Consider the following 12,597-nt stretch of genomic DNA (forward strand, 5'->3'; position numbering starts at 1 on the left):
ACTCACCCTCTCGGGCTTTCCTCCGGGCGCTTCCCTTCGGTCTTGCGTTTCCGACTCTATCAGATCTTTTCTCGACCCGATTTCCTCGGTGCTTTCCAGGTTTCCGCTTCCGCGTTTCCCTTTCCGGCGGTTCCGACTTTATCAGAAGCTTCAGGCCGGACTAACCAGCCGTTCATTTCCGAAATCATCGGGAGGAGGCTTCCTGGGAATCAAAGTTCCACTGAAGCAGACAGACACTCACTCTGCCCGATGGGACTGTACCCATTTCCAGGCAACTGTTCGAATCTACCTCCCCACGCGCTCCGTGTCAACGGCTCTTGTGGGGCGAAGAGGAGACTAGCAGCTCAACAGGTGTGCACGCACATCAAGCCGCCGTCGGAACGGCGGCGCTGCGCTCGGCCGCATCGAGGTCGCCTGTCTCTCCGGAGCGGGCGGCACGGCCGCCGAGGACAAAGACGTATGCCAGGAATGCCAGCTCAGCGACGACGCCGATGGTGATGCGGGCCCAGGTGGGCAGGCCTGACGGGGTGACGAAGCCTTCGATGGCGCCTGAGACGAAAAGGACCAGGGCCAGGCCGATTGCCATGCCGATCGCGGCTCGGCCTTCCTCGGCGAGAGCTGAGCGTCGGGTGCGGGGGCCGGGGTCGATGAGTGTCCAGCCGAGGCGCAAGCCCGTGCCGGCGGCTACGAAGACCGCGGTCAGTTCGAGGAGGCCGTGCGGCAGGACGAGGCCGAGGAAGGTGTCCAGGCGTCCTGCTGAGGACATCAGGCCGAAGCCGACACCGAGGTTCAGCATGTTCTGGAAGAGGATCCAGAGGACCGGAAGGCCCAGGAAGACGCCGAGGATCAGGCAGAGGGCGGCTGCCCAGGCGTTGTTCGTCCAGACCTGGGCGGCGAAGGAGGCCGCGGGGTGGCTGGAGTAGTACGTCTCGTACTGGCCGCCGGGGCGGGTGAGCTCGCGTAGTTCGCTGGGGGCCGCGATGGTGGCCTGTGCCTCGGGATGGGTGCCTATCCACCAGCCCAGGAGGGCCGCGACGAGGGTGGACAGGAGTGCCGTGGGCACCCACCAGTGGCGCGCACGGTAGACCGCGGCCGGAAAGCCGTATGCGAGGAAGCGTGTGACGTCGCGCCAAGAGGCGCGTCGCGTGCCTGTCACGGCACTACGCGCGCGTGCCACGAGTTGGCTGAGCCTGCCGGTCAACTGGGGGTCGGGTGCGCTGGACTGGATCAGGGACAGGTGAGTGGCGGTGCGCTGGTAGAGGGCGACGAGTTCGTCGGCCTCGGCGCCGGTGAGGCGGCGCTGGCGCCCGAGCAGGGCGTCGAGGCGGTCCCACTCGGCGCGGTGGGCGGTGACGAAGACGTCGAGGTCCATCTGCTTTCCTGCTCCCCGGCTGTTCGTCGGCGACTCGTCGTTGGACGTCAGCTTGTCGTACTGCGGCGCGATGCGCCCTCAGCTTGGCAGACTGGCCATTCCGAGGGCAGGTCAGGGGAAGGACGGTCGGCGTGAGTGAGCTGGTGACGGGCGAGGCGGTGGCGCTGGAGTTGCGCCCTGCGAAGCTGCCCAGCAGGGCGCTGGCCGTGCTGCTCGATCTGGCTGTGGCCTTGATCGCCTACCTCGTCGTGACGACGGGTGTCGTGATCGCCACCGCTTCTCTGGACGAGGCAGCGCAGACCGCACTGTCCATCGCCATGTTCGTGCTGCTGCTGGTCGGCGGGCCGATCGCCGTCGAGACGCTCAGTCATGGGCGTTCGCTCGGGAAGTTGGCCTGCGGGCTGCGGGTGGTGCGTGACGACGGCGGGCCGATCCGGTTCCGGCACGCACTGGTGCGGGGCCTCATCGGTGTGATCGAGATTCTGATGACGCTCGGGGTCGTCGCCGTCATCGCTTCGCTGGTGTCCGAGCGCGGGCGGCGGCTGGGTGATGTGTTCGCCGGGACTCTCGTCGTGCGGGAGCGCGTGCCCGTGACGCGGACGGGCTTCGTTCCGCCGCCTCCGCCGTGGTTGGCCGGGCGGTTCGCGGGGCTCGACCTGTCGGCGGTTCCCGATGGTCTGTGGCTCGCGATTCGCCAGTACCTGACGCGGATGCAGCAGCTCGATCCGCAGGTCGCCTGGAGCATGGCTGAGCGGCTCGCGACGGACCTCGCGGGGCGCACCGGCGCTCCGGCGCCCCACGGCGTGCCGCCGGCCGCCTATCTGGCCGCGGTTCTTCAGGAGCGGCAGGCACGGGAGGCACGGCGCGCCTTCGGTAATGGCGCTGCTGTGGCTGCGCCCGCTCCACCAGCGCCTGGCGCACATGGCGGGGGCGTCGCCCCGGTCAGTGGTCCGTATGTGGCGCCGGCAGGTGCTGGGCACCCGCCCGTCGCGCGGGACGCCGTACGGCAGCCCGCTGCGCCGGCGCCGCAGGGTGCGGCGTCGGACGACCCGCCCGCCACGGGCTTCGCTCCCCCCGCCTAGCCGGCTCAAGCGAGCGTCGACGGCGGCGAGTCCAGGTCCTCCAGCTCGATGCCGGGGGCCGAGAGGACCACGTCGCCGGCGATGTGTACGGCGTGCTGCTCGCCCGTGTCCAGGGCTGTGACCTGGTATTCGTCCACGGCCAGGGGGCCATTGTCAGTGGCGTGTGTTTGTCTTTCCACCAACGCCCAGGACTGGTCCACCGTGCGCGGGGCGAGGACCGGATCCGTGAAGGCCACGAGGCGGACGCGGGTTGCCGGTGCGGAAGGGGTGAGGCGGAGGAGACGGGTGGTGGCGATGAGGAACGCGGGGGACGTGCCGGTGAAGGCGTGGGCGCGCACATTGCCTTCGGTGGCGTGAACTCCGGTGGGGTCGGTGCGGACCCAGGTGACGCCGTCCAGGGCGGCACCGCGTACCTGCCAGCCGCCGGCGTGGAGTTCGAGGCGGATGGGGCGGCCCAGCTCGTCCAGGGCCAGGTCGACGGAGCCGCTGTGATCGCCCGCGGGGGTGGTGAGCTGAGCGACGTAGCGCCAGCCGGAAGGGCCGGGGGCGCAGTGGAAATGCTCTTCTGCGAGGGGGGTGTGATCGTGCGGATCGTGGAGCGAATAGCGGCCGCGGGGCATCGGGGTCCTGGTGCTTGACGGACGGGCTGGACGGGATGGCCCCGGCCACTTCGGCCGATGAGGCTACGCGGGCCGGCCATGTGGGCCAAAGAGGCAGGCCCCCGGCACGGGGGTGCGGGGGCCTGCCTCGGAGGAACGCTGCTTGCGGCCACGCCGGTGAAGTGCCGCCGGAGCGCGCCGCCCAGCCGGATTGCTCTCGCCGCGGGTTGCCGTACGAGCGTCGTCGTACGGCAACCCGGTTCAAGCGGTCCGGTTCAGCGGCAACCCGGTTCAGGCGGCCGGTTCGGCGGCACCGCGGTCCGCATGGAGCCGGCTCGGCTCAGTAGCGGTAGTGGTCCGACTTGTACGGGCCCTCGACCTCGACGCCGATGTAGGCGGCCTGCTCCGGGCGGAGCGTCGTCAGCTTTACGCCGAGCGAGTCCAGGTGGAGGCGGGCGACCTTCTCGTCCAGGTGCTTGGGCAGCGTGTACACACCGGTCGGGTAGGCGTCCGGCTTGGTGAACAGCTCGATCTGCGCCAGCGTCTGGTCGGCGAAGGAGTTGGACATCACGAAGGACGGGTGGCCGGTGGCGTTGCCCAGGTTCAGCAGGCGGCCCTCGGAGAGGACGATCAGCACCTTGCCGTCGGGGAACTTCCAGGTGTGGACCTGCGGCTTGACCTCGTCCTTGACGATGCCGGGGATCTTGGCGAGGCCGGCCATGTCGATCTCGTTGTCGAAGTGGCCGATGTTGCCGACGATCGCCTGGTGCTTCATCTTGGCCATGTCCGAGGCCATGATGATGTCCTTGTTGCCGGTCGTGGTGATGAAGATGTCGGCCTGGTCGATGACCTCGTCGAGGGTCGTGACCTGGTAGCCGTCCATCGCCGCCTGGAGGGCGCAGATCGGGTCGATCTCGGTGATGATCACGCGGGCGCCCTGACCGCGCAGGGACTCCGCGCAGCCCTTGCCCACGTCGCCGTAGCCGCAGACGACCGCGGTCTTGCCGCCGATCAGGACGTCGGTGGCGCGGTTGATGCCGTCGATCAGGGAGTGGCGGCAGCCGTACTTGTTGTCGAACTTCGACTTGGTGACGGCGTCGTTCACGTTGATCGCCGGGAACAGGAGGACGCCGTCGCGCTGCATCTCGTACAGGCGGTGGACGCCGGTCGTGGTCTCCTCGGTCACGCCGCGGATCTCGGACGCGAGCTGGGTCCACTTCTGCGAGCCGTCCGTGATGGTGCGGTGCAGGAGTTCGAGGATGACGCGGTGCTCGTCCGACTCGGCGGTGTCGACCGAGGGGACCTTGCCGTCCTTCTCGTACTCGACGCCCTTGTGCACGAGGAGGGTGGCGTCACCGCCGTCGTCCAGGATCATGTTCGGGCCGCCGGTGGGCGTGTTCGGCCAGGTCAGCGCCTGCTCCGTGCACCACCAGTACTCCTCCAGGGTCTCGCCCTTCCAGGCGAAGACCGGGATGCCCTGGGGGTTGTCCACGGTGCCGTTCGGGCCGACGGCGATCGCGGCGGCGGCGTGGTCCTGGGTGGAGAAGATGTTGCAGGACGCCCAGCGGACCTCGGCGCCCAGGGCGACCAGGGTCTCGATCAGGACGGCGGTCTGCACGGTCATGTGCAGGGAGCCGGTGACGCGGGCGCCGGCCAGCGGCTGGGTCTCGGCGTACTCCTTGCGGATCGCCATCAGGCCGGGCATCTCGTGCTCGGCGAGGGTGATCTCCTTGCGGCCGAAGTCGGCCAGGGAGAGATCGGCGACCTTGAAGTCCTGTCGGTTCTCGACAGTCGTCATTACGAGCTGCTCCTCGGGGTTGGGGCGAGGGTGGGTACGGCTGGTCTGCGCGGCGGCGGACACCGGGGTGCCCGAAGAGGACACAGGCATGCCCGCGTACGCGCAGCGCAGTCCGTCGGAGGCCCTCTCTCCCTCGGTCGGTCCTTGTCGGGACCGCCCGACCGCCATCAGCAGCGACGTCTGGCTCTGTCCCAAGCTACACCGGGACGCCCGGCCGCCCCCAGTCCGCCTCCGAACAGATCGAGCCATCAAGTGGCCCGAGGGTGGGCGGGGAGAGGGGTTGCTCAGACGTCGGCGGCAGGTCAGGTGACGGTCGGGTGCGGGAGCGATAACAGGACACCAACGAACGGTTCACAGGTGTCGGCAGACCGGGATGTTCCGGGAACTCTGCCCCTTTGAGCTTGCGGGGAGCTGGGGCAGGATGCCTGGAGATCGGAACAACTGATCGATCTTGCGGGCGCCCGGGACGGCGTTTCCGCACGACAAAGGCGTTAGGAGATCGACGTGACCAATCCGGCCGGCCCTCCCCCCACGGGCAGCGGCGGTGGCGGGCAGCAGCGGTTGAAGCTGCTCGCGGTGACCGCGTGCCCGACCGGCATCGCCCACACGTACATGGCGGCTGAAAAGCTCGCGCAGGCCGCCGAGAGTCGCGGCATCGACATGAAGGTGGAGACGCAGGGATCCATCGGGGCTGAAAACGTTCTCGATGACAACGATGTCAAGCATGCGGACGGCGTCATCGTCGCCGCGGACAAGGACGTGGACCTGAGCCGTTTCGCGGGCAAGCGGGTGCTGACCGTGGGTGTGGCCGAGGGCATTCGTCACCCCGAGCAGTTGATCGAGCGTGTGATGTCGGCGCCGGTGCACACACCAGGGGGCACCCCCACGGGCCCCGCGAGCCGCGCGTCCGGCGGCGGCAAGGAGCGCAGTGTCGGGTACAAGGCGCTGATGAACGGGGTCAGTTACATGATCCCGTTCGTGGTGGTCGGCGGGCTGCTGATCGCGATCTCGCTGTCGCTCGGCGGCCACACGGACCCGTCGGGCGGTCTGGTCATCCCGAAGGACTCCTTCTGGATGGACGTGAACAACATCGGCGTCATCGGCTTCACGCTGATGGTGCCGATCCTGTCCGGTTACATCGCGTATGCGATCGGGGATCGGCCCGCCCTCGTGCCCGGCATGGTCGGCGGCTGGATCGCCAACACCGGTGAGCTGTACGACTCGAAGGCGGGCGCCGGGTTCATCGGGGCGATCGTGACCGGGTTCCTCGCCGGATATCTGGTGTTGTGGATCAAGAAGGTCAAGGTCCCGAAGTTCGCGCGGCCGATCATGCCGATCATCGTGATCCCGATCGTGGCGACCACGGCGCTCGGCATGTTCTTCATCTATGTCATCGGCAAGCCGATCTCCTGGGTGTTCGAGAACCTGACCGACTGGCTCAGCGGGATGACAGGTACGAGCGCGATCCTGCTCGGCGCGATTCTCGGGCTCATGATCGCGTTCGACATGGGCGGGCCGGTCAACAAGACGGCGTTCCTGTTCGGCGCCGGGCTCATCGCGACCGGCAACCAGACGGTCATGGGTATGTGCGCGGCCGCGATCCCGGTCATGCCGCTCGGTCAGGGTCTGGCCACGCTGATACGCAAGCGGCTGTACACCGAGCAGGAGCGGGAGACCGGGCTCGCGTCGCTGTTCATGGGCTGCTTCGGCATCTCCGAGGGCGCGATCCCGTTCGCGGCGGCGCGGCCCGCGCAGGTCATCCCCGCCAACATGCTGGGCGGCGCGGTCGCCGGGGCGGTCGCCGGGGTCGCCGGCGTCGAGGACGCGGTGCCGCACGGCGGGCCGATCGTGGCCGTGCTGGGCGCGGTGAGCGGTGTGCCGATGTTCTTCGTGGCCGTGGTGATCGGTTCGGTCGTCACCGCGTTGACGACGGTCGCCCTCGTCGACCTGGGTGAGCGCAGGCGGCGCGGGGAGGCGGGCGTCGGTGTGAGCGTGGGTGCGCGCGAGGCTGTGCTCGTGGGGGCCGGTGTCGGTGCCGGTGTCGGAGCGGGCGCAAGTGGTGGTGCCGGCGCAGGGGTCGTGGAGCAGGGGGGCGTGCCCAGGCAGGCCGGCCCGGCTGACTCTGCCGACGACGCTGTCCCGGCCGGCGCCGCCGAAGTGGCCGAGGTCCTCTCCGGGTATCTCACCGAGCAGACCGTGAGGGTCCGGCTCGGCGCCGGTGACAAGGAGTCCGCGATCCGTGAGATGGCGGAGCTGCTCGGGCGGACCGGCAAGGTCGTGGATCCGGACGAGCTCGTGGCGACGGCGCTGCGCCGGGAGGCGCAGGGGACGACCGGGCTCGGCGAGGAGATCGCGATTCCGCATGCCAAGACGGATGCGGTGAGCGCGCCGGTCGTCGGTTTCGCGCGGTCCGCGGAGGGCGTCGAGTGGGGCTCGCCGGACGGTACGAAGGCGAGGCTCGTGTTCATGATCGCCGTACCGGAGGCGGCCGCCGGGGACGAGCACTTGCGGATTCTGGCGCTGCTGTCGCGGAAGTTGATGGACGCGGAGTTCCGGGAGCGGCTGTTGGCGGCGCCGGACGAGTCGGCCGTGCTCGGGGTGCTGCGCGAGGTCGGTTAGCGGCGTCGAGCGGGTCCGCGTCCGGGTGTTGTCGGGCGCGGGCCCCGCACTGCCGGGTCACACGGGCCGGTTACGCTCCGCACACGCAGGGGCCGTATGGGGAGGGGTGCAATGGCGGGCACAGGGCGAAGACTTGGGGTCGCAGCCGTCGTAGTGGGGCTGTTGGGGCTGGTGTTGGGGTTGGGCGGGGTCGCCTTTGCGCGGGTCGCGCTCGGGGGCGCCGTCGTGTCGAGCGAGAGCATGACACCGACGTACGGGCCGGGTGACCGGATCTTCTACGAGCGGACCGGCGGGGACGAGGTGCGGCGCGGGGACGTCGTGGTGCTCTCGGCGCCGGACCGGTACGGCTTCGACGGGCTCGTGGTCAAGCGGGTCATCGGCGTGGGCGGCGACCGGGTGGCGTGCTGCACGGGGGCGGGCGCGGCCGGGCGCGTCACCGTGAACGGGAAGCCGATCGAGGAGCCGTATCTGAAGGGCGGGGAGGCGGGTGGCGGGTTCGGGGTTGCGTCCTACGACGTCCGGGTTCCCGAGGGACGGCTGTTCCTGCTGGGTGACAACCGAGCGAACGCCCGTGATTCGCGCACTTTTCTCGACGACCGGGGCGGGACCTTCGCCGAGTCCGAGATCCGGGGGCGCGCGATCGACGGCTACGCCGTACCTGCCGCCCTCGGTACGGCGATCGTGCTCGGGGCGGTGCTGATGCTGGTCGGGGTCGGACTTGGGATCGCTGCCCGGGTCGTACGGCGGCAGGGTCGCGCTCCGATCGCCCCGAACTGGCACCTGCCGGCATGACGGCCGAACCGGCACCGCGGCAATGACTACGGGGCCCGCCGATCCACTCGGCGGGCCCCGTAGCCGTACGGGTCAGTGCTCGGTGCCGTGCTGTGCCGGGCCTCCGGGGGTCGCCTCGCGGTCGGCGCCCTTGGCCGCTTCGGCCTCGCTGTAGATGTCGGGCTCCAGGTAGATGACGCGGGCGATCGGGACGGCCTCGCGGATACGGGCCTCGGCGGCGTTGATCGCGGAGGCGACCTGGCCGGCCGTGTCGTCGTGCTGGACGGCGATCTTGGCGGCGACCAGGAGTTCCTCGGGGCCGAGGTGGAGCGTGCGCATGTGGATGATGCGGGTGACCACATCGCCGTCGACGATCGCGGCCTCGATCTTCTGGACGTTCTCGACACCCGCGGACTCGCCGAGCAGCAGCGACTTGGTCTCGATGGCCAGGACGACCGCGATCAGGACGAGCAGGACGCCGATGCAGATGGTGCCGATGCCGTCCCAGACGCCGTCGCCGGTGAGCAGGGCCAGGCCGACGCCGCCCAGGGCGAGGACCAGACCGATCAGCGCGCCGAGGTCCTCCAGGAGGACGACGGGCAGCTCGGGGGCCTTGGCGTGGCGGACGAACTCCTTCCACGACTTCCTGCCGCGCAGGAGGTTCGACTCCTTGATGGCCGTACGGAAGGAGAAGGCCTCGGCGATGATCGCGAAGACGAGCACGCCGACCGGCCAGTACCAGTGCTCGATCTCGTGCGGGTGCTTGATCTTCTCGTAGCCCTCGTAGAGGGCGAACATGCCGCCCACCGAGAACAGGATGATCGAGACGAGGAAGGCGTAGATGTAGCGCTCGCGGCCGTAGCCGAAGGGGTGCTGCGGGGTCGCCTCGCGCTGGGCCTTCTTGCCGCCGACCAGCAGCAGGGCCTGGTTGCCTGAGTCGGCGAGCGAGTGCACGCCCTCGGCGAGCATCGACGACGAGCCGCTGAACGCGAACGCCACGAACTTCGCTGCCGCGATTGCGAGGTTGGCGGCGAGTGCCGCCACGATCGCCCTGGTACCGCCTGACGCGCTCATGTGTCGCGTTGTCCCTTCGCTTTCGTAGCCTTCGTGGCGTTCGCAGCCCTCGGGGCCTCACGGCCTCGGGACCTCATGCCCCATGGCTTCGTACGTACGCCGTTCAGGGCGTCGCCGAGGGAGCCTCGCCCCCGATCGGCTTTGCCCGTCCTTTGCCGGTGGGCCATTGTTGCAGCCCGGTCCGACTGTGGCGCGCCGGGTCGTGAGATGCCCTCGGTCAGGCGACGACCGTGGCCCGGAAGACCGTACCGGCCCCGGACACTTCGGCCTTTTCGCCCGCCGGTACGAAGACGGAGCCGCCCGGCGTCAGCTCGTGCTCGCCGGCGCGGACGGCACCGGCCGTGCAGAGCAGTATCTGTGGGGTCGCGCGGGTGAGGTCGTGGGCGGTGGTGCCCTCGGGGAGGACGTACCGGGAGAGCCGGAACTCGTCGATCGGGGTCTCGTAGACCTCTTCGCCGTCGGGGGCGGCCTCGGGGCGCAGCACGCCCGCGTCGCCGGCCTCGAAGCGGACGACGCGCAGGAGTTCGGGGACGTCGACGTGCTTGGGGGTCAGGCCGCAGCGCAGGACGTTGTCGGAGTTGGCCATGATCTCGACACCGAGGCCGTTCAGGTACGCGTGCGGGATGCCGGCGCCGAGGAACAGGGCCTCGCCGGGCTGCAGGCGGACGTAGTTGAGGAGCATGGCGGCGATGACGCCGGGGTCGCCGGGGTAGTGGTGGGCGATGTCGGCGTACGGGGCGTACTCGCCGCCGATGCGGGAGCAGGCGGCCGCGGCCTCGGCGACGGTGTGGGCCATCTCGTCCGGGTCGGCGCTGAGGATCGCGGTGAGCACCTCGCGCAGGGCCGCTTCCTCGGGGTGGGCGTGCAGCAGGTCGACGTACGGCTTGAGGGAGTCGATGCCGAGGCCCTCCAGCAGGTCGGCGGTCCGCAAGGGGTCGCGGAAGCCGCACAGGCCGTCGAACTCGGTGAGCGCGCAGATCAGTTCGGGCTTGTGGTTGGCGTCCTTGTAGTTGCGGTGGCCGGCGTCCACGGGGATGCCGCGGGCCTCCTCGTCCTCGTAACCCTCCCTCGCCTGCTCCAGGTTGGGGTGCACCTGGAGGGAGAGCGGGGCGCCGGCGGCGAGGATCTTGAGGAGGAAGGGCAGGCGCGGGCCGAACTTCGCCACGGCCGCCGCGCCCAGCTCGCGCTCCGGGTCGGCCTCGATCGCCTCGACGAGCGTCCCGCGCCCGGTGCGCGAGGGTGCTCCCGGGTGCGCGCCCATCCACATCTCCGCCTGCGGCTCGCCGGTCGGCTCGACGCCGAGGAGCTTCGGGATCGCGGTGGTGGAACCCCAGGCGTAGGGGCGGACGGTGTTGTCGAGGCGGTCCATGCGGTTGTCTGCCTGCTCTCTGCGGGTAGGCGGGATCTCTTCGTGGAGGACGCCTGTTCGCCTGGTGTACGACTGCCGGTTCCGCCGGCGTACGGCTGTCGGGGCGCCCAGGGACAGATCAGGCCCCCGAGGCGAGCGCCAGGTAAACGGCGGCGAAATCCGTGATGGCGATCAGTTCGGCGAGGGTCTCCAGCTCACCGCCGGGCTCCGGCTCCAGCTCGCTGATCGGTGTGTCGTGGCTGAGGGCGAGGTCCCGGGCGGAGGGCGCGGCGGTGAGGCCGCCGATCGGGCGGTCGCGCAGCAGGACCACGCGCGCGTGCAGGGCCGGAGTCTCCTCCACACGGTCCCGGAAGAAGTCGTCGGGGTCGGCGCTCGCCGCGAGCCGGCCGGCGAGCAGGGCGCTGTGCGAGGCGAGTGCCTCGGGCAGTTCGGCGACGAGCGCGGGGTGGCCGGAGAGCTCGGCGAGCGCGGCCGCGAAACGGCGGCCGGCCGGGCCTGCGGAGACACCCTCGGTCCAGATCAGCGGGAGCGCGTCGGCGAGTTCGGCGGCGAGGGTCTTGGCGGGGTTGCTGTATGTCGCGATGGCGGGACCGCAGCGCTCGGCGATGTGGTCGAGGCGGTCGGCGACCTTCTCGACGGCGTCGGGCGGGGCGGTGATCAGACCGGTGCGGTCCAGGAGCGCCAGCAGCGGGGTGAGCAGTGCCCACAAGACGCCGGGGGCGGAGGCGGCGAGGGACTCGTCCTGCTCGTACGGGGCGGTCGCCATCGGCACGAACAGGCCGTGGTTGCCGTGCATCGCCTCGGTGAGCGGGGTGGCGGCGGGGGCCACGGCGACGACCGCGCAGCCGCGGCGGTAGGCCTGCTCGGCGAGCAGGGACAGGCCCGGCTCGGTGCCGTCGGGGGTGGCGATCAGCAGGAGGTCCACGGAGCCTGCCCAGCCGGGCAGCTCCCAGCGCAGGGCGCCCGCGGCGGGGGCTACGCCGGCCGGGGCCAGTCGGGTGACCGGGGTGGTGGCGCCGGCGAGTGTGCCGAGGAGGTCGGCGACGCAGGTGGCGGCGGCGCCGGGGCCCGCGATGAGGACGGCGCGGGGGCGGCCGTCCGGTTTGAGGTCGCTGACGCCGGCCTCGGCGGCGTGCCGGGCGGCGGTGCGGACGCGGGCGCCGGCTTCGGCCGCGCCGCGGAGCAGGGCACGGCGGTCGGCGTCGGCGAGTGCCTTCGGCGTGTCCAGCAGCGATTCGTCGAGCATGGGCGACGGCCTCCGATCGCCGGGATTCTTTGGGGTCTGTTGTGGCGGGTGTGGTGCCAGGGTGTGGTGCCGGGGCGTAATGCCAAGGCGTGATACCGGGTGCTGTGGCGGTGTGCCTGTGGGGTTGTGTTCGTGCGGGGCCGTCTTCGTGGCCTTGGCCGTGGCTGGGTCGGGGCTGTAGCCGTGGCCGGGGGCGGGCTGCAGCCGTGGCCGGGTCCGGGTCCGGCGGTGGCCGTGACCGGGTCGGGCTGTAGCCGTGGCCGGGTTGGGCGGTGGCCGTGGCCTTGGCCTTGGCCGGGTCGGGGGGTGGCCGTGGTGTGACGTCGGGACTGCGGCCTGTGGCGTCGTGTTCGGCGGGCTTGGCCCCGGCCGTGGAGCCCGGTTACGCGGGGCGGCGGGCCTCGTCGACGAGGAGGACGGGGATGCCGTCGCGGACCGGGTATGCCAGGCCGCAGTCCTGGCCGGTGCAGATCAGCTCGGCTTCCTGCTCCTTGAGGGAGGCATGGCAGGCCGGGCAGGCGAGGATCTCCAGGAGGCCGGCTTCCAGCGGCATGGCGGGTCCCTTCTGGGGTGGGGGTGCGCGGTACGTGCGGGTGTGCGGATGTGCCTGGTCAGCGTACCGCCGGTGAGGGCGGGGTGCCGGGGTTGGGCGGTGTTGTGCGGGGGC

Annotated in this window: 10 protein-coding genes; 3 read left to right on the forward strand and 7 right to left on the reverse strand. The window is 70.6% G+C overall.

The annotated features are described in order from the left end of the window. Positions 1–364: 364 nt before the first annotated feature. Positions 365–1,372 carry a stage II sporulation protein M gene (locus tag ACZ69Q_RS32880; RefSeq protein WP_471048972.1) on the reverse strand — a complete coding sequence of 336 codons (1,008 nt, stop codon included), beginning with the start codon at positions 1,370–1,372 and terminating at the stop codon, positions 365–367. 131 nt (positions 1,373–1,503) lie between these two features. Between ACZ69Q_RS32880 and ACZ69Q_RS32885 the strand changes: the two genes are divergently transcribed. Then, entirely contained in the window at positions 1,504–2,454 is a 951-nt protein-coding gene (locus ACZ69Q_RS32885) for an RDD family protein (protein ID WP_471048975.1), read from the forward strand. 5 nt (positions 2,455–2,459) lie between these two features. On the opposite strand, the gene ACZ69Q_RS32890 is transcribed toward ACZ69Q_RS32885, so the two are convergent. Continuing rightward, the gene (locus ACZ69Q_RS32890) at positions 2,460–3,074 is read right to left on the reverse strand and encodes a hypothetical protein (RefSeq protein ID WP_471048979.1); all 615 of its coding nucleotides are present in this window, start codon (positions 3,072–3,074) and stop codon (positions 2,460–2,462) included. 319 nt (positions 3,075–3,393) lie between these two features. Next, positions 3,394–4,851, reverse strand: a complete 1,458-nt coding sequence (gene ahcY / locus ACZ69Q_RS32895; RefSeq protein ID WP_471048982.1) for an adenosylhomocysteinase — start codon at positions 4,849–4,851, stop codon at positions 3,394–3,396. 504 nt (positions 4,852–5,355) lie between these two features. On the opposite strand from ahcY, the gene ACZ69Q_RS32900 reads away from it, so the two are divergent. Both ACZ69Q_RS32900 and lepB read left to right on the forward strand, forming a co-directional pair. Beyond that, positions 5,356–7,470, forward strand: coding sequence for a fructose-specific PTS transporter subunit EIIC (locus tag ACZ69Q_RS32900; protein WP_471048985.1), 2,115 nt, complete (start codon positions 5,356–5,358; stop codon positions 7,468–7,470). A 111-nt stretch (positions 7,471–7,581) separates the two neighbouring features. Then, positions 7,582–8,262 carry a signal peptidase I gene (gene lepB / locus ACZ69Q_RS32905; RefSeq protein ID WP_471048988.1) on the forward strand — a complete coding sequence of 227 codons (681 nt, stop codon included), beginning with the start codon at positions 7,582–7,584 and terminating at the stop codon, positions 8,260–8,262. A 72-nt stretch (positions 8,263–8,334) separates the two neighbouring features. Here lepB and ACZ69Q_RS32910 read toward each other — a convergent pair whose 3' ends face one another. From ACZ69Q_RS32910 to ACZ69Q_RS32925, 4 genes are all read right to left on the reverse strand, one after another. Further along, positions 8,335–9,315 (reverse strand): cation diffusion facilitator family transporter, encoded by a 981-nt coding sequence (locus ACZ69Q_RS32910; protein ID WP_471048991.1) that lies wholly within the window; start codon positions 9,313–9,315, stop codon positions 8,335–8,337. Positions 9,316–9,532: 217 nt separating this feature from the next. Beyond that, positions 9,533–10,684 carry a mannose-6-phosphate isomerase, class I gene (gene manA, locus ACZ69Q_RS32915; protein ID WP_471048994.1) on the reverse strand — a complete coding sequence of 384 codons (1,152 nt, stop codon included), beginning with the start codon at positions 10,682–10,684 and terminating at the stop codon, positions 9,533–9,535. 118 nt (positions 10,685–10,802) lie between these two features. Next, positions 10,803–11,930 carry an SIS domain-containing protein gene (locus ACZ69Q_RS32920; RefSeq protein ID WP_471048996.1) on the reverse strand — a complete coding sequence of 376 codons (1,128 nt, stop codon included), beginning with the start codon at positions 11,928–11,930 and terminating at the stop codon, positions 10,803–10,805. A gap of 382 nt (positions 11,931–12,312) precedes the next feature. After that, entirely contained in the window at positions 12,313–12,483 is a 171-nt protein-coding gene (locus ACZ69Q_RS32925) for a Trm112 family protein (RefSeq protein WP_093746251.1), read from the reverse strand. Positions 12,484–12,597: the final 114 nt, after the last annotated feature.

The sequence above is a fragment of the Streptomyces sp. NPDC036764 genome (assembly GCF_055609385.1).

Excerpts from the sequence above, each read along its gene's own strand:
- ACZ69Q_RS32910 (WP_471048991.1), bottom strand. The coding sequence starts at position 9,315 with ATGAGCGCGTCAGGCGGTACCAGGGCGATCGTGGCGGCACTCGCCGCC.
- ACZ69Q_RS32920 (WP_471048996.1), bottom strand. The coding sequence starts at position 11,930 with ATGCTCGACGAATCGCTGCTGGACACGCCGAAGGCACTCGCCGACGCC.
- ACZ69Q_RS32925 (WP_093746251.1), bottom strand. The coding sequence starts at position 12,483 with ATGCCGCTGGAAGCCGGCCTCCTGGAGATCCTCGCCTGCCCGGCCTGC.
- ACZ69Q_RS32890 (WP_471048979.1), bottom strand. The coding sequence starts at position 3,074 with ATGCCCCGCGGCCGCTATTCGCTCCACGATCCGCACGATCACACCCCC.
- ahcY (WP_471048982.1), bottom strand. The coding sequence starts at position 4,851 with ATGACGACTGTCGAGAACCGACAGGACTTCAAGGTCGCCGATCTCTCC.
- manA (WP_471048994.1), bottom strand. The coding sequence starts at position 10,684 with ATGGACCGCCTCGACAACACCGTCCGCCCCTACGCCTGGGGTTCCACC.
- ACZ69Q_RS32880 (WP_471048972.1), bottom strand. The coding sequence starts at position 1,372 with ATGGACCTCGACGTCTTCGTCACCGCCCACCGCGCCGAGTGGGACCGC.
- lepB (WP_471048988.1), top strand. The coding sequence starts at position 7,582 with ATGGCGGGCACAGGGCGAAGACTTGGGGTCGCAGCCGTCGTAGTGGGG.